The following is a 21851-nucleotide window of genomic DNA, read 5'->3' as shown; positions in this document are numbered from 1 at the left end:
TTATGGCAAAAAAGAAAGCAGAAACTCAAAGTTTTTCCAAATATATCAGATGGTTTTGGATGACCATTTTAGGAGGCGTATTATTCGTTGTTTTGGTGTTTTTCTTGGCTTCATGGGGTGTTTTTGGTGAAATGCCAGATCATACGCGATTGGAAAATCCGACGACCAATTTGGCTACTGAAATTATTTCTTCAGATGGCGAATTAATTGCAAAAATATATCATAATGACAACCGTACTCCAGTAGAATATTCAGACTTGCCCCAACATTTAGTTGATGCGTTAATTGCTACTGAAGATGTGCGGTATAAAGAACATTCCGGAATTGATGCTAGAGGCACGTTAAGAGCTATATTTACCTTAGGAAAGGGGGGTGGCGCCAGTACGATCTCACAGCAATTGGCAAAACAATTATTTCATGGAGAAGGTTCAAAGGACATTTTGGGTAGAATCACCCAAAAAGCAAAGGAATGGATCATTGCCATCCGTTTGGAACGTCAGTATACCAAGGAGGAAATAATTGCCATGTACTTCAATATCTATGATTTTGGGAATAATGCTGCCGGTATCCGTAGTGCTGCCAGAATTTATTTTGGTAAAGAGCCGATGAATTTGGAGATTATGGAATCGGCAATGTTGGTTGGGATGTTTAAAAACTCATCACTTTATAATCCAAGGCCAACACGTAATCCAGAAGGCACCAGAAACAGAAGAAATGTGGTCTTGAACCAACTCGAAAAATACGATTATATCACCGAGAATGTGAATGACTCCCTTAAGAAACTCGATTTAGGATTGCGTTACACACCTGAATCCCATCGTGAAGGCCTGGCAACTTATTTTAGGGCTTATCTTACCGAGTTCATGAAAGATTGGATTAGAAACAATCCAAAACCAGATGGTACCGGACTTTATAGTTTATATGATGATGGTCTAAAAATTTATACGACCATAGATTCCCGTATGCAGCAATATGCTGAAGACGCCGTTCATGAACACATGGCACGATTACAAGCTGAGTTTTTTCATCAAAACACCCCTGATCGAAATAAAACGGCACCATTTTTAGATTTAAAACCTGATGAAATTACAGGTCTTCTTAACAGAAGTATGCGTCAATCTGAACGCTGGCGAAAAATGAAAGCCAATGGCAAGAGTGAAAACGAAATTTTGGCATCATTTGATGTACCCACACCAATGACCGTATTTTCTTGGAAAGGTGAAATCGATACGATTATGAAACCCGCAGATTCCATGCGTTATTACAAATCATTCCTACATGCTGGTATGATGTCCATGGAGCCTCAAACAGGCCACGTAAAGGCTTGGGTTGGCGGTATCAATTATAGACATTTTCAATATGATCATGTGAAACAAGGTAAACGCCAGGTAGGTTCTACCTTCAAGCCGTTTGTATATGCTACGGCTATTGACCAATTGCATTTATCGCCTTGTGATACGTTTCCAAACACTAAAATCACCATTGAAGCAGGTAAATTTGGAAATCCATTGCCTTGGAGTCCTGACAATTCTGACAGGAAATATGGTGGCTTTAAAACATTAAAAAATGCTTTGGCAAATTCGGTGAATACCATTACAGCGCGTTTGATGGATAAGGTTGGGCCTCAGCCTGTTATTGATATGGCAAAAAACTTAGGGATTGAATCTGAAATCCCTCCAGTTCCTGCCATTGGATTGGGAACACCAGATTTGAGCGTTTATGAGATGGTTGCAGCATATGCCACATTTGCCAATAAAGGTGTTTATACCAAGCCGGTGATGGTGATGCGTATTGAAGATAAAAATGGCACCGTTCTTTACCAATTTACTCCAGAAACAAGAGATGTATTGAGTGAAGAGGTGGCTTATGTGACTACGAATCTGTTGGAAGGGGTCACACAATCCGGTTCAGGAGGTCGTTTAAGAACGGTAGGTGCTGAAAAATGGAATCCTGTCTACAAGGAAATCATGACTGGTTATCCTTATGCTCTTACAAACCCAATTGCAGGTAAAACTGGGACTACACAAAATCAAAGTGATGGTTGGTTTATTGGCATGGTGCCCAATTTGGTCACCGGGGTTTGGGTTGGCGGTGAAGAGCGTGCCACCCGTTTTAGAAGTCTTGCCTATGGACAAGGCGCTTCCATGGCCTTGCCAATTTGGGGACTTTATATGAAAAAATGCTATGCTGATAAGGATCTTGACGTTTCCACAGCGGAATTTGAGCGTCCGGCCAATCTTTCGATAAATGTAGATTGCAGCAAGATAGTGGAAGACACTTCATCCGATACTGATGGTATTGATGACCGTTTGGATTTTTAAGACCTTCTTGACCTCAATTTTAAGAATTAAAAACGGTAAACTTTCATTACCGTTTTTTTTATGGTTGAGAATTGATGAAATTTAGAAATGTGATAGAAGTATCTGTAAGTCAAATACATTCAAATCTAATAGTTTTTTGATTCGTCTTGGCCTTTAAATACATTTAGAGATAAATAAGTTCAAACTTACAATAGTCACACCATCAACAAAATCAAATCATTTTAGATTGACTATTTAATTTCGTAATTTTAAAACTCCTAAAAAAAGTACTCATGATTAATAAAAAAGTAGCTAACGTTACGGAAGCCATGCAAGGGGTAAAAGATGATATGACCCTTATGGTGGGTGGTTTCGGGCTTTGTGGGATTCCTGAAAACGCCATCAATAATTTGGTCAAAATGAACGTGAAAGGACTCACCTGCATTTCCAATAATGCTGGCGTAGATGATTTTGGCTTGGGTTTGTTATTGCACAAGCGCCAAATCAAAAAGATGATTTCTTCTTATGTAGGCGAAAATGACGAATTTGAACGGCAAATGCTCAGTGGCGAGTTGGATGTGGAACTAGTGCCGCAAGGCACATTAGTAGAACGCTGTAGAGCTGCACAATCAGGCTTTCCGGCCTTTTTCACCCCAGCCGGATACGGTACGGAGGTAGCGGAAGGAAAGGAAATCCGTGAGTTTAACGGAAAAATGTATGTCTTGGAAAAAGCTTTTGAGGCGGATTTCGCGTTCGTCAAAGCTTGGAAAGGTGATGCTGCAGGTAATTTGATCTTTAAAGGGACTGCCAGAAATTTTAATCCAGCCATGTGTGGCTCAGCGAAAATCACAGTTGCTGAGGTTGAAGAACTGGTTCCCGTTGGAAGCTTGGATCCCAATCAAATCCATATTCCTGGAATATTTGTTCAGCGTATTTTTCAAGGTGAGAATTACGAAAAGCGGATAGAACAATTAACGGTTAGAAAGAGGTTATAAGTAAAATTGTTAGGATTTTTTCATTCATAAAAAATAGCTTTGAATTGAAAAACGAGGAAATATTGCAATAAATTCATGATTCCCTCCCGATAGATATCGGGATCGCGGGAATGAAATAACTTTAAAAAAATGTTAGACAAAATAGGAATAGCAAAGCGTATTGCACAAGAAGTCCAGGATGGGTATTACGTCAACCTAGGCATAGGCATCCCAACCTTGGTTGCCAATTATGTAAGAGACGATATAGAAGTTGAATTCCAAAGTGAAAATGGCGTTTTAGGTATGGGGCCTTTTCCTTTGGAAGGGGAAGAAGACGCAGATCTGATCAACGCGGGAAAACAAACCATCACTACCTTGCCAGGAGCCAGTTTCTTTGACTCGTCCTTGAGTTTCTCCATGATTAGGGGACAACATGTCGATTTGACCATTTTAGGCGCTATGGAGGTCTCTGAAGAAGGTGATATTGCCAATTGGAAAATCCCGGGTAAAATGGTAAAAGGAATGGGAGGTGCCATGGATTTGGTCGCCAGTGCTCAAAACATTATTGTCGCGATGATGCATACCAATAAAGCAGGGGAATCCAAATTACTAAGAAAATGCAGTTTACCCCTTACGGGAGTGGCCTGTGTTAAAAAAATTGTGACCAATTTGGCCGTTTTAGAGGTTACTGAAGACGGATTTAAATTGTTGGAGCGCGCTCCGGGAATATCAGTTGAAGATATCAAAAAGGCTACAGAAGGCAAATTGATCATAGAAGGTGATATCCCTGAAATGGTCCTTTAAATAATATTCTACACTTAGAAATATAGGCCACAAATACACAAAATTCAATCAGCATTGGAATTTGTGTGTTTGTGGTTTTTTTATCTAATTACATTTTAAAATTTGGTTATGAGAACAGCATTATTTCAGAGATGAAATTTTTTGCGTTTAAGAAAGCCCTAATGATAGTATGAATAGTATTTAGTAAACTCCTCTGAAATTCTTGTGACATTAGTTGTAGGGAGAAGGTTTATTCAGGAGGTTTCGGGGAGTTATAGAGGTTTGAACTACGCATGAGGTTATTGTTCAGTCGGTTATGCGATATTATATATGCGAAAGTAAAATCGTGTATTTGAGGCTTGATTGACCAAGTTAATGAGACTGTAATTAAACCCAGAGGATTAATAATGATAATTTTCTGTAAGATTAATCCTAATAACGATTGTTAAATGTTAAATAATTAGGTATTTCATCGAATAATAATGTATTTAAACTGATTTATTCAAAAAAAGTTTCATATTTACAGAACCTAATTAACCAACCATATTAAACCAAATTTACCATAAACCTAACTTGTGATTAGCCCCAAATCTACCATAAATTTTGACTTATGAATACCGCTCCAAATCTACCAAAACCTACATTATCTGAAAGCAAATTATTTGAGACCTTTCAAAAAACATTAAAATTACTTAAAGGTATTTTAATGCTCACAAAAAAGATATTCATGCTTTAACCCACGCCCCAGGGACAAAGCATGAATTTTTTGTGAGAAATTTGTCATCAGAAACCTACTTTCTATTGAAAAATTTCCACAGATTGTCACGGAAATAAATACCTGCGTACTTCCGCACGCTCTGCGAAATTTTATTATTATATTCTCTATATGGTCTATTCTAAGAATTTACTGAAGAAGTCTTTTTAATATCTCTAAGTTTAAGCCCATTCCCAAGATTCAATATCATCGCAAATCGCAAATTATCGCTTAAAATTCTACGCCAATCAGCGAAATCAGCGGGAGATTTTAATTACGTCATCATCAAGGCATAATTTTGTTATCTACAGCGATTTTTTTGATATCTCTAAATTTAAGTAAAAGCCCAAGATGGATTTCCACCATCGATCGATTATTATCACATAAACCTTCTGCGCAAATCAGCGAAATCTGCGGGAGACTATTTAAATATGCTTAATCTCACTGTGGTCCAAAATCGAATCCCCACGCAATCTTAAGAAGATTTGTGCTACTGCAATCGTATCTTTTTCACAATAGATAACAATACGGTCAACATCATTATCTTCATAATACACTCGGCAAACTTCGCTACCATCAATATCATCTTTGGGTGAAGGAATACCGAGCACGTTGGTCAATAATTTTAAAGAGGTGTAGTTTTTATAATCACCAAATTTCCATAAATCCATGGTATCCAAATGCGGAACTTCCCAAGGTTTTTTGCCGAAGAGGTTCAATTTGTAGGGCAATTCGATATTGTGTATAATCATGCGTCTCGCGATATATGGGAAATCAAATTCCTTCCCATTATGGGCGCACAACAAATGTTTGGTTTGACTGAAATGAGATATGACTAAATTTTTAAAATCATTAAGAATTTTAACCTCATCACCATAGAAAGAGGTCACTCTAAATGTCCTAATATCGCCTTGGAATTTGAAATATCCCACTGAAATACATACGATTTTACCAAACTCGGCCCAGATCCCTGCACGTTCATAAAAATCTTCTGCTGAAATATCAGCCCTTTGGTATTTGGATTTGAGCTCCCAAAGATCTTGTTTGACCTTATCCAATTCTGAGAAATGACGTGTTTCTGGAACCGTTTCAATATCCAGAAATAAGATGTCTTCAAGATTGAGTTTGCTAATCATCATCCACTCCCGCGAAGGCGGGAATCTTATTAGTTATTTTATAATTCAAAAATATAATTTTATAAGGCTTACGTCAAAACTAATCTCGACCCATCATCACATAAGCCTCATCAATATACGCATAAATGTCGTCCGTAAAGGGCTCTCCATCATAATCAACTTTTAGCGATTCATGACCCAAGCGCACTATAATCACGTTGTCTTCAGGTTGAACGATGACGTATTGGCCCAGATGGCCACGCATCATAAAAAAGTCTTTTCCGTTATGATCTTGAATCAGCCACCATCCGTATCCATATTCTTGACCATCTGGGAAACGAGGTACGACGGATTTGGCAACAAATGTAGAATCTAAAATTTGCTTGCCATTCCATTTCCCGTGATCCTTAAATAATTTCCCATAGCGGGCAAAATCTTTGGCATTACTGGCAATACAGCAATAGGCTTTGACCAAATCATTGGCTTCACTATCCACTTGCCAAAGTGTTGAATTCTCAGAACCCAATGGTTTCCAGAAGGATTCGGATAAATAATCGTATATTTTTTTACCTGTTGCTTTTTCGATTACCATGGCCAATAATTGAGTATCACCACTGGCATACTTGAATTTTTGTCCGGGTTCATCCTCCATTTTCAATCCTAAAATCACCTTTGCTAAATCGTCATCAAAATACGCCCGTGTGGTAATGGATAATGGCGAGTAGTAAGCTTCATCCCAATTGGTGCCGGAACTCATGGTAGATAGGTCACCAACCGTCATTTTTGCGGCTTTTCCTTCACTAAATTCTGGAAAGAAATCACCAACTGGTTGGTCCAAACTTTTGATATGACCTTGTTCAATGGCTTTTTGCATCAATCCAGAGACATAACTTTTGGCCATGGAAAATGAGTTGGTCTTGGAGTTTTCACCAAAGCCGTCATAATAGTTTTCAAACCAAATGCTGTCATTCTTGATAATGACATAAGCTATAGTTCCAAGATCTGTATTGATTTTTTGGAGTGCTTCCGTTTCTTTGGCAGAATTATATTGCGCGTGGTTTGGCCAAGGTTGTGGTGTCCCGTTGGCTACTACTTCATTATCAAATTCTTTATAGTCTTCTAAATAGGCTGTTGTATGACCTTTGATATAAATGGTTCTCACAGCTTTTAATAAATAATCTGTATCTGTGATGTACAAAATGGCCACTAAGAGCACAAGTAAAATGAGAATCCATTTAAGGAATTTTTTAAGAAATTTCATAGGTTGGTGTTTAGAGGACTAAATATAGGGAATATTCTTGCAATGGCTATAGAACAATAGCTGACAGTCTTGAAGTATTAGGGTTAGAGCATGTCAAGTCCAATTTTACTTAAAATAAAGATTGTTGTTTATAAGGACTTTCATGCTCCAACAGCCATTGCTTGCGATATAATCCGCCGGCATAACCCGTCAAGCTTCCGTCACTTCCGATGACGCGATGACAGGGCACAACAATCCACAATGGATTCCTGCCGTTGGCATTGGCGACGGCTCTTATGGCTTTGGCATCTCCCAGCTGTTGAGATAGTTCTAAATAGGAACATGTTTTTCCATAAGGAATGGTTTGAAGTGCCGACCATACCTTTTTCTGAAAGTCTGTACCTTCAGGATTTAATGTAAGATCGAACTGTGTGCGTTTATCTTCAAAATATTCATTGAGTTGATGGACGCAATCTTCAAGTTCTATGGGAATAATATCCGTGACTCTTTCTTCAGAATTCAATATGGAGATGGAAGTAATACCGTCTTCATCACCACTAATTTTGGTGAATCCCAATGGCGATTGGATGATGCAGGTTTCCATTAATGATCATTTTTGGAGTTGTCATTTTGAGTTTTGATCTCCTTTTCCTGCTGGTCCTGAATCATTCCCAAGCGTTTGGCACGAGCTTCCCAGCTTTTTCGAGCCTGCTTTTGAAGGTCTGCAACATTATCACTTTCATCCATGATTTCAAGTCCCAATAAGGTTTCAATCACATCTTCCATAGTGACCAATCCAGTAACGGTGCCGTATTCATCCACGACCAAAGCCATGTGGTTTTTACTCGCCACTAATTTCTCAAATAAGATAGGAATGGGTAAATTACGTTCAATAATGATGATATCCCGTCGGATATCCGCCAGAACTTTATCGTCGTTATCAAGGGCCATTTCTCTGTAGATATCATCTTTAAGCACTAATCCAGTGATATTATCCGGATTTTCGGAATAAATTGGTATTCGTGATACACGAAGCTCTTGATTCTCATCAAAAAAGGTTTTTACTGAGGTTTTTTCATCCTCAGAAACCATCATGGTTCGTGGCGTCATGATGTCTTTTGCTAAAATCTTTTTAAAGTTGATAAGGTTTTTAATGACTGTACTCTCTGATGCCTGAAACACGCCTTCCTCATGGGCAATATCGGCCATGGCTAAAAAACTGTCCCTACTTACGGTACTGACATGGGCATTTTTGCCACCAATCAGTTTTGTGGTCAATTGTAAAAGCCAAAGAATACCGGTATATTTTAATGGAAATATTAGAATATTGAGCCCTTTTGAAGTGAAATTAGCCAAGTTTTTCCAATAAGTGGCACCAATTGTTTTCGGAATGATTTCAGACAAAACCAAAATAAGAAGGGTCATCACCGCTGACACGATCAAAATGGAATTGTCGCCATTTCCAAATACTTTTTCAGCCTGGACACCCACTAAAATGGCGCCGACCGTGTGTGCAATGGTGTTAAGTGTTAAAATCGCGATAAGTGGTTGATCGACATCCTTTTTTAATGCTTCCAAACTTACTGCGTAACTTTTGCCTTCTTTCTTCTTAATATTAATAAAGGTTGGTGTTAAGCTCAACAAAACCGCCTCTAATATGGAACAGAGAAACGAGAAGAAAATAGAAATAAATGCATAAAGGATTAATAAGGTCATTGATTTGAGTGTTTCTTGCTAATTTAAGCATATTCTTAGTTTCTTGATTTGTGTTTTTAAGAAAATGACTTAAAATTAGTACTTAACTTTCTAAAATAATGCTGGTAGTCGGCACTCCATATTGTGAAATACGTTCAATAAAAGTGATCAAATCTTGATTGTTTTTAAAGAATCCTAAAATGCACAAGCTATCTTCGCCCGTAATCCGGTCACAACGCTGCACCTCTTCTTGATGGATAATTTGGTTGTAGGCCGTTCTTAAAGTACTCGATTGATGGATACTTAAATTGATATATGCTTTGGTTGCCACGCCAAGTTTCTCGTGATTGATTTTTAGGGAATATCCTAAAATAATTCCTTTTTCCTCTAATTGCTTAACACGTTTACCCACAGCAGGGGCAGAGAGTTCTACTTTTTTACCAATGGTTGCAAAAGATTCGCGTGCGTTTCGGCGAAGCATTTGAAGGATTTTTGTGTCTATATTATCCATTTGATTCAAAAATATATTAAGAGATTACAGGTTTAATCGAAATTAAATATATAAAAATATTTTTGATTGGTAATTAAAACCGATGATTTAATATGAATTACACATAAGGAATTAGAAACTATCCACAGTATTCAAAATGATAAAACCTAAGCAATCAGAAGGTTTTATTTATTCAAAAGTCGAACCACATCCTTCGCAAAGTAAGAAGCGATTACATCAGCTCCAGCGCGTTTTATGGCGGTTATTTGTTCCATCATCACAGCATCGTGGTTTAGCCAACCCTTTTCAGCCGCCGCTTTCAACATCGCATATTCTCCAGATACTTGGTATACAGCAACAGGAACATCCACCGCATTTTTGATTTCCCGTACAATATCCAAATAGCATAGTCCTGGTTTGATCATGACAATATCTGCACCTTCGTCAATATCCATTTCGGTTTCTCTAAGCGCTTCAAAACGGTTGCCGTAATCCATTTGATAGGTGGCTTTGTCCTTGGGAATATTTTTCATGTCCACTGGCGCAGAATCCAAGGCATCTCGGAAAGGCCCGTAAAATGCAGAGGCATATTTAGCCGAATAGCTCATAATACCTGTTTCAGTAAAGCCTTCATCTTCCAAAGCTTCACGTATCGCCAAAATTCGACCATCCATCATATCACTTGGAGCGACAAAGTTGGCGCCAGCCTCAGCGTGCGAAACGCTCATTTCAGCTAAAAGATCAACGGATTCATCGTTCAGAATCATTCCATTTTGCACGATGCCATCGTGTCCATAAGCGGAATAAGGATCAAAGGCCACATCGGTCATCACCAACATCTCGGGACAAGCGTTCTTAACCGTTTTAATAGCCCGTTGCATCAATCCGTTAGGGTTGATAGCTTCCTTGCCTTGATTGTCTTTTAGATTATCGGGAACTTTCACAAAAAGTAAAACGGATTTTAAGCCCATGTTCCAAAGTTCCTTGACTTCATTTTCTAAGAGATCCAAACTGTAGCGAAAGTAATTTGGCATCGAGGCAATTTCTTCTTTGACATTTTTGCCTTCTACGACAAAAAGTGGCACCAAAAAATCATTTGGTGAAATGATGGTTTCTCTAACTAAAGATCGAATGGCTTCATTGGTTCTTAATCTTCTATTTCTTCTTAATGGGTACATGATTCTATGTTAAAAGTGAAAGTGAAAGTTGACGGCATCCTATTTCAACGTTAATTATATATTCCTCTAAAATGAGGTGGAGAACGCTCGTTGCTTTTACTATGAATTACTTATTTTTAGCTTTTGCAAATTTAAAAATTTAAACCCACTTAAACTTGAATAACCGCTTCAGACATTTGAAATTTGTGTTCACCTGGAGAAATTATCAACAGATTCTTTTAGAAAATTTTGAACGTCATCTTTCAGACTGTCATTTTCATGTGGTAGCACCACCGGGTTCTGGCAAAACGATTCTCGGCATTGAAATTATCAGGAAAATTGGCAAGAAAACACTGGTTCTTGCACCTACCTTAACGATTAGAAACCAGTGGGAAAACAGACTGCAAGAATTTTTTACGGAATATCAAGATTTTAAGAACTTTTCATTTAACATAAAGGAACCTTCTGACATCACCTTTGTCACCTATCAATCGCTACATGCATTGCATAAATCGTTCAAAAGTTTAGGGGATTTTACCGCGTTTTTCGAAAAACATCAAATTGAAGTTCTGGTTTTGGATGAAGCACATCATTTAAAAAATAGTTGGTGGCAAACGCTCATGGACTTGAAAAACGCCATCAATCCTTATGTTGTGGCACTTACAGCAACGCCTCCTTATGACAGTGATCGTACGGAAATTTCTAAATACTTTATTCTCTGTGGCCCAATTGATGATGAAATTGCGGTTCCAGATCTTGTAAAAGCGACTGATTTATGCCCACATCAAGATTTTATTTATTTGTCCAAGCCTGATGATTTAGAAATCAATTTTATTGTGGCTTATCGACGTCAAATTGCGGATTTTGTTGATGTACTTTTAATTGATGAAATGTTTAAAACGTTTTTGATCCAACACCGATTTTATCGGCATACCTCTGAACATTTAGAGGATTTATACGGGAATGTGGAGTACTTTTCGTCCATCTTGATTTTTCTTAATAAATGTGGGGTAATAATTCCAAAGGAAAAATTGAGAATTTTGGGTTTTAAAAGGAGCGAAACCATCGAATTTCCTGATTTGACCTTAGAGTGGATACAGGTTTTATTGCAAAATATTCTTGTAAATGATCGTTTAACACTTGAAGATCAAGAGTCTTATTTAAAATCTTTGGAAAATGAGTTGAAACGGATGAGTGGATTTAACAACGGAAAGATCGATTTGATAGGTGAAACTTTGCTTTATAAATCCTTGACCAAAAGCCCCAGTAAACTCAAAAGTATTGTGACTGTGGTGACCTCAGAATATGAACATCTCAATGGTGATTTAAGATGTGTGATTCTCACCGATTATATCAGAAAGGAATTTTGTAGCACGCCAAATGATCAAATACAAACCATCAACAAAATTGGAGTGATTCCCATTTTTCAATATTTGCGATCTCATTTTGCAGACAAACAGTATTTGGCAGTGCTTTCTGGTAGTATTGTGGTTATTCATCAGTCTATAAAAGTTGCAGTGGAGCACATTGCAGGCGCTGAAAATTTTTCCTTTTCTGAATTTCCATCAGATGCCGAATTTTTAGTGCTTACTCCAAAAAGCGGTACGTCAAAATCTGCGGTTGAGGTACTGACACTGCTTTTTCAGCAGGGTGACATCAAAATCTTAGTTGGTACGAAATCGCTATTGGGTGAAGGATGGGATGCACCATCGATAAATAGCTTGATTCTCGCATCATTTGTAGGCTCATTTGTGTCGAGTAATCAAATGCGTGGTCGTGCTATTCGAAAAAATCCTTTAAATCCTCATAAAGTGGGGAATATCTGGCACCTTGCCTGTATTGATCCAACGGCGTCCAATGGCGGTAAAGATGTGGAAACCCTCCAACGCCGATTTCAAGCTTTTATGGGCGTTTCCAATAAAACCTTTCCGGTTATTGAAAATGGTTTGGATCGATTGGAACTTCCAAAAGAAATCAGAGCAGAAGATGTTGAAACTTTAAATGAAATCACACTTCAAAACTCCAAGGATCGAAGTAATACTGTAAATAGCTGGCAGGTTGCCATTGATTCGGGCAGTCATTTGACAAGAGAAATCAAACTTATGGATTTGGATGAAATTCCATATAAGCGTCAGAAGCGGATCTATTATAAAGATATGGTGCTCTTTTTTATTTTAGAATTGCTACTGGGATTGGGTTTGTTTTTTATTGAATATTTCGTCAAAAGCATTCAAGTTATTTTGAACCGAGGGGTGTATTATTTTTTGAACTCTTTGGTTATTGCCTTAATGCTTTCGTTTGGATACCGATTTTACAAGGCCTTTCAACTTTATTCGCACCATGGATTTTTGTTTCAGAGAATCAAGGAAATGGGAAATGCCATTTTGGACACGCTTTATGAATTGGGTCACATGACTTCTAAAAGGCAGAATATTTCAGTGATTGCAGAGTTTTCTTCTCAAGGACAGTTGATTTGTTGCCTAAATAATGCGTCAAGATTGGAAGATGCCTTGTTTACGGGAGCTTTGAGCCAACTGTTAGCGCCTATTGAAACACCTCGCTATTTGATCATAAGAACCAGTTTTTTTAAACGGCGTTTGGATCTCGAAAATTTTTATGCCGTTCCCGAAATGTTTGGTGATCATAAAAAAAGAGCTCTGATCTTTCAAAAGCATTGGAACCAACATCTTGGTCGGTCAAAATTGATTTACACAAGACATTTGGAAGGTAGAAAACTATTGCTAAAAGCCCGCCTATTTCACATCACTAATAAGTTTAATGAAGTGAGTAAAGAGGTGATGACGTGGAAATGATTAAAACCCAGAACAATCATTAAAATCGTCTGCTATTTCACCCTTCCTTTCAGAGTTTTATAACGATAGCCAACATAAAATTCGAGATAAAAAATGCTATCGTTTTGCTCAAAGGATAAAAGCATACAAAAACATTACAGTTAATATCGTTTTAAACCCAATTTTTCGGGTTTTGTAAGATGTTAACGAGTCGTTCTTCTTCACTTCCAGTTTCAGGATGATGATCATAAACCCACTGCACATGTGGCGGCAGACTCATCAAAATACTTTCAATACGGCCATTGGTTTTCAATCCAAATAAGGTGCCTTTGTCGTGAACCAAGTTAAATTCTACATACCGGCCACGACGGATTTCTTGCCAGTTTCGTTGCGAGTCTGAATACAGCAATTCTTTTCGTTTTTCAACAATGGGTACGTAGCTGTCCAAAAAACTATCGCCTACTTCTGTTACAAAGTTATACCAATCGTCCATGGACATGTCATCACTTGATTTGCAATAATCAAAAAACAATCCACCAACGCCGCGTGCTTCGTTGCGATGCGTGTTCCAAAAGTACTCGTCACATCTTTTCTTGTAAAGTTCATAAAAATCAGGATGATGCTTATCGCAGGCCGTTTTACAGACCTGGTGAAAATGAATGGCATCTGCGTCAAACAAATAGTAAGGTGTCAAATCCTGTCCGCCACCAAACCATGAATCTACGATTTTCCCCTCTTGATCGTACATTTCAAAATAGCGCCAATTGGCGTGTACGGTCGGAACCATTGGGTTTTTTGGATGGAGCACTAGACTCAAGCCGCAGGCAAAGAAATTAGCGTTTTTTACACCAAAATATTGCTGCATGCTATCCGGCAATTCGCCATGAACTGCGGAAATATTGACCCCTCCTTTTTCAAAAACATTGCCGTTTTCAATGACTCGCGTTCGACCGCCACCGCCTTCAGGGCGTTCCCACAGGTCTTCTTGAAATTTGGCCTTGCCATCTACAGTTTCAAGTTTAGAAACGATGATGTCCTGGAGGGTTTGGATGTAATTGTAGAATTTGTTTTTGGTTGATTTGAAACCTACAAGGTCTTGGAGACCTTGCAGGTTGACTTGCTGCTGAGAACTATCGTTGTCTTGACCTGCAAGGTTTTGGAAACCTTGTAGGTCTGAGCTTGTCAAATCTTGCAACTCTATATCCAGAGAATCGGCTGAAGAGAAATCATGATGTGTAATTTTAAAATTCTCCAGTGTATCAAACAATTCAATCACAAAATCCTTTTCAATTGTTACAGATTGCTGTTTTGGGTTCGCTATAAAATTTTGATAGGATGAATATTTATAATCAATTATATCGATTTCGGTTCCATGATGCAATGGGTTGTTATGCACATACATGATCACATTTCTAAGGTATTTATCTGAATCGATGCGTTTTCGACGGAAATGCTTCTCAAACAGACTTCCGGTTCTAGACTGTTGTTTATTATAAGCTTTCGCGTAGGCATTGAAAAAATTTGAAAACGATTGGGTTGCAATCTGTTCATCTTCATTCAATCTTATTACGAAATGAAAGTGGTTTGTCATTAAGCAATAAGCTAAAACATCAACTTTATCTCCAAGATGTTTATTGAAAAGCATTAAAAAATAATCTTTATTATCATTTGATTTAAAGATTGGCTCACTATTGATCCCGCGATTAAAAATATGATAGTAGTGGCTTTTTTCTAATTTTTCTAGTTTCATAAGTTGTTAGGTTTTAGACCTACAAGGTTTTGGAAACCTTGCAGGTCGAGGTTTTGGAAACCTTGCAGGTCAGTTTTGAAACCTGGCAGGTCAGGTCGCTATGGAATATTCAAAAAGTTCCATATCTAAGGGAGCTTCATTTAAAGGCTTGAACTCATCTTTTAAAGTGCCTTGCCATTTAAAACCCGACCGTATAGCCGTATTTATACTCGGCAAATTAGTTTTGTGTGAAAGGATTTGAAGTGTTTCCAAGCCTAAGTTCTTAATAACATAGTTGGAGGTTGCTTTTATGGCTTTGCTCATCAAGCCTTTGCCTTTAAAGCGTTTTCCAATGCAATAGGCAAATTCACCTTGTTTTGCTTTCCAATCCAAATTCTTCAAAATGATCATTCCGATGATATCAATACTGTGTTTATCATGGATGATAAAAACAAATTCATTTCTTTTTTCAGCCGATTTAGTTTTTCGTTGAATATAGTTACGCGTACTTTCTAGGGTTGTGTTCTCTTCTAAGGTTTTTGGAAGAAACCGAATAAAACGATCAGTATTGGACACGAGTAATTTATTCAGCTGCAAGGCATCTTTGGGCTTTAAAAGTGAAATAGTGAAAAGGTCCGAACTATAAATCATTGGATTTTAATCTGTTTTGTGATTTAAGCAAAGCTACGGTTTCTGTTGATGCCGCGGTTACCGATAATGGCAGCACAAAAATAATTCCGATTACCGGAATCAATAAGAACAACATAAAAACAATACCGTTCCCAATGGCCAATCCGCGATGCTGTTTTGCAAATTTAATGCTTTCATCATATTTAAAATGCCGTTCCAATGTATAATCCATATTTCCGAAACCTGCATAGTAGGCTTGTACCAAGAACAATGCAATGGTAGAGAAGAAACCAATTATTGGTATAAAGCCAATGAGTATGATGGGGATTGTCAACAGCAATTCCATCATTAAATTTCTGACATTAATCCGTATGCCGCGCCATAATTGTTCAGAAAACGAGGTGTCTCTATGTTGGTGCCTTTCCACACCCAATAAATGGGCTTCAATTTTTTCTGATACCGGACTCATAAAAGGCGCTGAGAAGGCCATTACAATATGCTTATATAGAATAAAGCCCAGCACGAGAATCAAAATACCACTTAAAATTTCACTGATTAGGAAAAACGTTTCATTTCCCCATTCCCAAACCCAAAGTTTAGAAATATAATAAGCGAAATTATCTGAGAAACTATAAGCAGAAATTATGATTGTCGATGCCACCAAAAAACTGATCAACATAGGAATACCAAAAAACTTCCAAAGTCCGAGTTTGGAAATTAATTTGAAAGTTCCTGCGTAGGCTTTAATGCCTTTAAAAATGTTGCCAATCATAGGCCTCTCCCTGACCCTCTCCAAAGAAGAGGGGATTTGAATGTAATAAAATTTGAGATTCTGCCAAACATTTCTTGTGCTCTCTATTATGATTAAAACCTACAAGGTTTTAGAAACCTTGCAGGTTGGGAAAATTAATCTATTAATGTTGTCTCCACAACAGTTCTTTCCCTTATGGAAGGTTAGGATGGGCTCTTATACTCCTTTACCGCATCAATAAACGCTTTGGCGTTATCCAAAGGAATATTCGGTAAAATTCCATGACCTAAGTTCACGATATATTTATCTTTCCCAAACTCATCAATCATCTGTTTTACCATTTTCTTGATTTCTGCAGGCGGCGAAAATAGTCTGGAAGGATCAAAATTACCTTGTAAGGTAATATTTCCTCCAGTTAAATAACGTGCATTTCTTGGAGAACAGGTCCAGTCAATTCCTAAAGCTGTAGCGTTTGATCTTGCCATGTCGCCTAATGCAAACCAACAGCCTTTACCAAAAGCGATCACAGGCGCATGGTCCTTTAAAGCTTCAATGATCTGATTGATATATTGCCAAGAAAATTCGTGATAATCGGAAGGTGCTAACATACCGCCCCAAGAATCAAAGATCTGTACGGCATCACATCCAGCAGCCACTTTTGCTTGTAAATAGGTAATGGTGGTATCGGTAATTTTTTGCAACAATTGATGTGCGGCAATTGGGTTTGTAAAACAAAACTGCTTTGCTTTGTCAAAGTTTTTGCTGCCTTGACCTTGAACGCAATAACATAAGATAGTCCAAGGTGATCCTGCAAAACCAATTAAAGGTACCTCATCGTCAAGCATGTCTTTAGTCATTTTAATAGCCTGCATGACATAGTCCAATTCAACGTGCACATCCGGAACAATTACATTGTCCACATCTTTTTGTGTACGTACTGGATTTGGTAAATAAGGTCCAAAATCAGGTTTCATTTGCACCTCAATATTCATAGCTTGCGGTATGACCAAGATGTCGCTGAATAAAATAGCGGCATCCATTCCGTATCGACGGATGGGCTGCACGGTTATTTCACTCGCCAATTCTGGGGTTCTACAACGGGTGAAGAAGTCGTATTTGGCTTTTATTTCTTGAAATTCAGGCAAATAACGTCCAGCTTGACGCATCATCCACACTGGCGGACGGTCTACTGTTTCTCCTTTTAATGCTCTTAAGTATAAATCGTTTTTTATCATGTCCACATTCCTGCGAAGGCAGGAATCTCATTTTTTAAGTTAATGATTTTCTTTTTTATAACGGTAATTCAGATTTTAAACTTACAAGGTTTTTGATAAATTCCTGCGAAGGCAGGAATCTCATCGTTTCACTTTAGATTTTATTTGTCAATAATAATAGCTCTCATATCAAAACCTACAAGGTTTTAGAAACCTTGCAGGTTCAGAATTAAAAACCTATTTGCAGGTTGTTTCTGTTTTATGAGGCATAATTTTCATTCACTAAATCAATTACGCTCTCAACGGTCGGAATTCTCGCAACCCGCACATCCTCAAAATGCTTTTCAGCTTCGGCTGCGGTAGTATCTCCTATGCAATAAGCAACTTTACCTTCGGCTTCGTTATTAATCATATAGCTTTCTACGGTTGACGGGCTATAAAACATAATCCCTTCAATCTTTGGGTCTATTTTTTCTGAATCCAGAACAGTTTTGTACGCCTCAACTTCATTCACCTTAATATTGTTTTTTTCAAGGGTTTGAGACAATTCATCCAATCTGATGTCGCTACAAAAATGGGTCACTTCAGTGCCATCAATAAACTCTACTAAATAGGCAGCAAGATCTTTCGCATAATTTTCAGAATGCTTGACTTTACCAATTCTATTTTCTATCAATCTTTTGGTGCGGCGGCCAACGCAATAGATATTCTTAAATTGTAATTCTTCTTTAGGAACACTTGCAGTAATAGCTTCTACAGCATTTTGGCTGGTGATGATGACGTTTTCAATGGGTGACTTCAAAATAGGTTTTGCAATCCTATTCAAGCTTATTTTTAAGAAGTCGGTACTTTCTACGGTGACATTTTTAAAACGCTGGCGTTGTAATTCGGATAAATTCCGAGTGGAGAATACTTGTATGACTTTATCTGTGTCATTGAGCTCGTTCATCACTCGATTTCCGCCACGCTCCAACACGTAATCTGCAGCAAACTGAGCAATATTGTGGTGATTCCCGAGTTTTTCGATACGTGTAACTTCAATTTTTTTGGTGCCATCTAAACTCAACAGGACACCCTGAAAGTTGACCTCTTCATTTTTGATAAATGCTAAAGCACCAATAGGTGCCGAACAGCCACCTTCTAAAAGATTCAAAAAACGACGCTCGATGGTGGTACAGATTTCGGTTTCTTCGTGATTGATTTCTTTGCAGATGGTAAGCACTTCCTCATCTTCTTCACGTGCCGTAATCATGATGGCGCCTTGTGCAGGAGCTGGAACCATCCAATCTAAATTGATGGCATCTTGTGGACGCGCTCCAATTCTTCCAATCCCGGCAGCGGCAAAAATGGCCGCATTCCAATCTTCATTGTCATGCAGTTTTTGAAGTCGTGTATTGACATTGCCTCTTAAGCCAACAATGGTATGCGTTGGATACCGATTGAGCCATTGAGCTTTCCGTCTTAAGCTACCAGTGGCAATCACTGCATCTCTTTGCGATAGAAATTCTTCATTTTTTTTGAAAACCAAAGTATCCCTAACGTTGCCGCGTTTTAATACTGCGGCTTGAACAATACCCTGAGGTAAAAGTGTCGGAACATCTTTGAAGGAATGGACGGCAATATCAATTTCGTTGTTGAGCATTGCCGCATCTAAAATTCGAGTAAACACGCCAACAATGCCCATTTCATAGATGGGTTTATCAAGAACCAAATCTCCGGTTGATTTTACAGGAACTAACTGGGTAAGATGACCCAAGGTCTCAAGTTGATTTTGGACAGCTTTGGCTTGGTATAGCGCTAACTCGCTATCACGGGTGCCAATTCTTATTATTTTAGACATTTGTAGTGGATTCTAACTGGAACACTCTTCTGATGAGTTCAATACTGTCATCAGTAGACGTGTCATCTGTTTTAAGATGATACGCGAAGTGATTGGTTATTTTTTGAATGATATTATTACTGATCAATTCGGCTTGGGCTTCATCGAAATCAGCGTATTTTTTACGTTGGGTTTCCAATTCCGCATTTTTGAAATCGAGCAATTTATGCTTTAATGCGTTGATGGTTGGTGCAAATTTACGAGTTTCAAGCCAATTGTTAAAATCCAGTTTAACTTCTTCTAAAATATTTTCTGCTAATGGGATGAATGTTTTTCTACGCTCTAAAGTATCGTCTGTCATTTGCGATAAATCATCGAGATGAATCAAGGATACATTGGATAATTCAGTAACATCAGGATTGACATTTTTCGGAATCGAAAGATCTAAAATCAATAATGGTTTTTTAGATTGGATACAATTTTTGTCAACTGTAGGATTAAGGGCGCCTGTAGCAACAATTAAGATGTCAGAGACATTGATTTCCTCTTGGAGATTGGCATAATCTTTAACTAATAGATTGAATTTACCAGCAACTTCTTGAGCCTTGGTTTTCGTTCTATTGATTAAGGTGATATGTTCGTTTTTAGTGTGTTTCACTAAGTTTTCACAGGTGTTTCTTCCGATTTTACCAGTTCCAAAAAGTAAAATATTTTTGTCTGTAACGTTTTCAATCGTTTTTAAGATATATTGGACGGAGGCAAAGGATACAGAAGTTGCTCCCGAAGAAATCTCCGTTTCGTTTTTAATGCGTTTGCTGGCTTGGATGACTGCATTCAGCAAGCGTTCCGTAAAGGCGTTGAGCAATCCCAGTTTTTTGGATGATCTCGCAGATGTTTTAAGTTGACTTATGATCTCAAAATCACCTAAAATTTGACTGTCCAATCCCGATCCTACACGAAACATGTGCGAAATGGCTTCTTGGTTTTTATGAATATAAGCAACATGCTGAAACTCTTCAATAGTGCCTTTGGAATTCTCACAAAGTAATTTGATAAGTTGGTAAGGATGTTCTGCAAAACCATAAAGCTCGGTTCTGTTGCAAGTTGAGTTGACGATCAAACTCTCAATGCCTACTTCTTTCGCCTGATGGAGTAAATTTTGTTTTGAAGTGTCGTCCAAACTAAAACGTCCCCTAATATCTGCATCAGCCTTTTTATAGCTTAATCCAATGGCATAAAAATAAGTAGTTTTTAACATAAGATGGTGCTCAATATTGGTTTTGGATATTCGATAGCGAAGATTCAAGACAAAAGTAGATATGTCAATGGAATATAAACAACGCTCAAAGGACTATAAATGTCGTTCGATGTTTTTTATTGTTTTATTTTATAGAAGTGTTATAAATAACATACTTTTGCAGTAGTACCAATGCTTAAGGATGATTTAGTTTAGAATGAATCTAAATAAGAAACAATGGAAATTAAAACAATGGATTTGAAAAATGTCGTTAAAGGTTCTTTGGAGGAGACTGAAATTGATGAAGGCTTTTTGGTAATGACCTATCAAAATGAAAGTAATAATGTAGAGATTATTGAGCGCGCCATAGACAGTAGTTTTATTCAATTTCACTTTTGTTTGAAAGGATTTAGTAAGTTCATTTTTAATGAAGGACGCTATGCTTTAGATATATTGGAAGAAAACTCACTATTGCTTTACAACCCACAACGTGATTTACCGATGCATATGGAAATGCAGCCAAATTCGTGGTTGGTCTCGATTGTGATTTCCATAAAAAAATTCCATGGTCTTTTCTCCCAGGAAGCGGGTTATATTACTTTTTTGAGCAATGACAACAAGGATAAAAAATATTACAAGGATGGAAAAGTTTCTCCATCTATGGCGATTGTCTTGACACAATTGATCCATTATAATTTGAATTCATCCATCAAAAATCTTTATTTCAAGGGGAAAGCCTATGAACTCTTAAGTTTGTATTTCAATAGAAGTGAAGATGCCAATATAGAGCAATGTCCGTTTTTGGTGGATGATACTAATGTGATGAAAATCCGGAAGGCCAAGGATATTGTCATTTCCAGAATGGCTGAGCCACCGACCTTGCAGGAGCTTTCTGAAGAGATCGGATTGAACATTAAGAAACTTAAAGAAGGTTTTAAGCAGATTTATGGGGATACGGTTTACAGTTTTTTATTCGATTATAAGATGGAAGTTGCCAGAAAGCTATTGGAGTCCACTGACTACAATGTGAATGAGGTAGGCTTGAAAGTTGGCTATAGTACATCGAGCCACTTTATAGTGGCATTTAAAAAGAAATATGGCACGACCCCAAAAAAATATTTAATGTCATTATCTTCGTAAAATAATATTTAAAAGATGTTCATTCTCGAGT

Annotated in this window: 17 protein-coding genes and 1 pseudogene; 5 read left to right on the top strand and 13 right to left on the bottom strand. The window is 37.7% G+C overall.

Annotated elements, in window-relative coordinates:
* The first annotated feature begins 2 nt into the window (after nt 1–2).
* From J4051_RS00275 to J4051_RS00265, 3 genes are all read left to right on the top strand, one after another.
* A complete protein-coding gene (locus J4051_RS00275) occupies nt 3–2321 on the top strand; it encodes a penicillin-binding protein 1A (RefSeq protein ID WP_208231613.1) in 2319 nt (772 codons plus the stop codon).
* Between the two features lie 272 nt (nt 2322–2593).
* Complete coding sequence (locus tag J4051_RS00270) at nt 2594–3295, top strand: CoA transferase subunit A (RefSeq protein ID WP_208231612.1); 702 nt, start codon at nt 2594–2596, stop codon at nt 3293–3295.
* A 129-nt stretch (nt 3296–3424) separates the two neighbouring features.
* Nucleotides 3425–4078 carry a 3-oxoacid CoA-transferase subunit B gene (locus tag J4051_RS00265; protein WP_208231611.1) on the top strand — a complete coding sequence of 218 codons (654 nt, stop codon included), beginning with the start codon at nt 3425–3427 and terminating at the stop codon, nt 4076–4078.
* A gap of 1158 nt (nt 4079–5236) precedes the next feature.
* On the opposite strand, the gene J4051_RS00260 is transcribed toward J4051_RS00265, so the two are convergent.
* The 6 genes from J4051_RS00260 to hemB all read right to left on the bottom strand — a co-directional run bounded on the left by J4051_RS00260 (nt 5237) and on the right by hemB (nt 10529).
* Nucleotides 5237–5947 carry a 3'-5' exonuclease gene (locus tag J4051_RS00260; RefSeq protein WP_208231944.1) on the bottom strand — a complete coding sequence of 237 codons (711 nt, stop codon included), beginning with the start codon at nt 5945–5947 and terminating at the stop codon, nt 5237–5239.
* 79 nt (nt 5948–6026) lie between these two features.
* Complete coding sequence (locus J4051_RS00255) at nt 6027–7187, bottom strand: serine hydrolase domain-containing protein (RefSeq protein WP_208231610.1); 1161 nt, start codon at nt 7185–7187, stop codon at nt 6027–6029.
* Nucleotides 7188–7296: 109 nt separating this feature from the next.
* Nucleotides 7297–7770, bottom strand: a complete 474-nt coding sequence (locus tag J4051_RS00250; RefSeq protein ID WP_208231609.1) for a methylated-DNA--[protein]-cysteine S-methyltransferase — start codon at nt 7768–7770, stop codon at nt 7297–7299.
* Nucleotides 7770–8882, bottom strand: coding sequence for a CNNM domain-containing protein (locus tag J4051_RS00245; protein ID WP_208231608.1), 1113 nt, complete (start codon nt 8880–8882; stop codon nt 7770–7772). The genes J4051_RS00250 and J4051_RS00245 overlap by 1 nt, the downstream gene beginning before the upstream one ends.
* Nucleotides 8883–8964: 82 nt before the next feature.
* Nucleotides 8965–9372: an Lrp/AsnC family transcriptional regulator gene (locus J4051_RS00240; protein ID WP_262897789.1), complete on the bottom strand. Its 408-nt coding sequence runs from the start codon at nt 9370–9372 to the stop codon at nt 8965–8967.
* Between the two features lie 164 nt (nt 9373–9536).
* Nucleotides 9537–10529, bottom strand: coding sequence for a porphobilinogen synthase (hemB, locus tag J4051_RS00235; protein ID WP_208231607.1), 993 nt, complete (start codon nt 10527–10529; stop codon nt 9537–9539).
* Nucleotides 10530–10684: 155 nt separating this feature from the next.
* Between hemB and J4051_RS00230 the strand changes: the two genes are divergently transcribed.
* Nucleotides 10685–13321, top strand: coding sequence for a DEAD/DEAH box helicase family protein (locus tag J4051_RS00230; protein ID WP_208231606.1), 2637 nt, complete (start codon nt 10685–10687; stop codon nt 13319–13321).
* Between the two features lie 151 nt (nt 13322–13472).
* On the opposite strand, the gene hemF is transcribed toward J4051_RS00230, so the two are convergent.
* From hemF to hemA, 7 genes and pseudogenes are all read right to left on the bottom strand, one after another.
* Complete coding sequence (gene hemF, locus J4051_RS18945) at nt 13473–14411, bottom strand: oxygen-dependent coproporphyrinogen oxidase (protein WP_236027147.1); 939 nt, start codon at nt 14409–14411, stop codon at nt 13473–13475.
* A gap of 285 nt (nt 14412–14696) precedes the next feature.
* Nucleotides 14697–15050 (bottom strand): annotated as a pseudogene (locus J4051_RS18940) (transposase); the annotation flags it as partial.
* A gap of 90 nt (nt 15051–15140) precedes the next feature.
* Nucleotides 15141–15680: a GNAT family N-acetyltransferase gene (locus tag J4051_RS00220; RefSeq protein WP_208231604.1), complete on the bottom strand. Its 540-nt coding sequence runs from the start codon at nt 15678–15680 to the stop codon at nt 15141–15143.
* Nucleotides 15670–16431, bottom strand: a complete 762-nt coding sequence (locus J4051_RS00215) for an EI24 domain-containing protein (protein ID WP_208231603.1) — start codon at nt 16429–16431, stop codon at nt 15670–15672. Before J4051_RS00215 ends, J4051_RS00220 begins: the two co-directional genes overlap by 11 nt.
* A gap of 182 nt (nt 16432–16613) precedes the next feature.
* Nucleotides 16614–17645, bottom strand: a complete 1032-nt coding sequence (gene hemE, locus J4051_RS00210) for a uroporphyrinogen decarboxylase (protein WP_208231602.1) — start codon at nt 17643–17645, stop codon at nt 16614–16616.
* Nucleotides 17646–17883: 238 nt separating this feature from the next.
* On the bottom strand, nt 17884–19464 hold the full coding sequence (gene hemC / locus J4051_RS00205) for a hydroxymethylbilane synthase (RefSeq protein ID WP_208231601.1): 1581 nt from the start codon (nt 19462–19464) through the stop codon (nt 17884–17886).
* Nucleotides 19457–20701 carry a glutamyl-tRNA reductase gene (gene hemA / locus J4051_RS00200; RefSeq protein WP_236027123.1) on the bottom strand — a complete coding sequence of 415 codons (1245 nt, stop codon included), beginning with the start codon at nt 20699–20701 and terminating at the stop codon, nt 19457–19459. Before hemA ends, hemC begins: the two co-directional genes overlap by 8 nt.
* 216 nt (nt 20702–20917) lie before the next feature.
* On the opposite strand from hemA, the gene J4051_RS00195 reads away from it, so the two are divergent.
* On the top strand, nt 20918–21820 hold the full coding sequence (locus tag J4051_RS00195; protein ID WP_236027122.1) for a helix-turn-helix transcriptional regulator: 903 nt from the start codon (nt 20918–20920) through the stop codon (nt 21818–21820).
* Nucleotides 21821–21851: the final 31 nt, after the last annotated feature.

This window comes from Gelidibacter pelagius, from assembly GCF_017581925.1.
GTDB classification, from domain to species: Bacteria; Bacteroidota; Bacteroidia; order Flavobacteriales; family Flavobacteriaceae; genus Gelidibacter; species Gelidibacter pelagius.
Note: the sequence above shows the minus strand (reverse complement) of the source record. Positions and strands in the feature narration are given on the sequence as shown.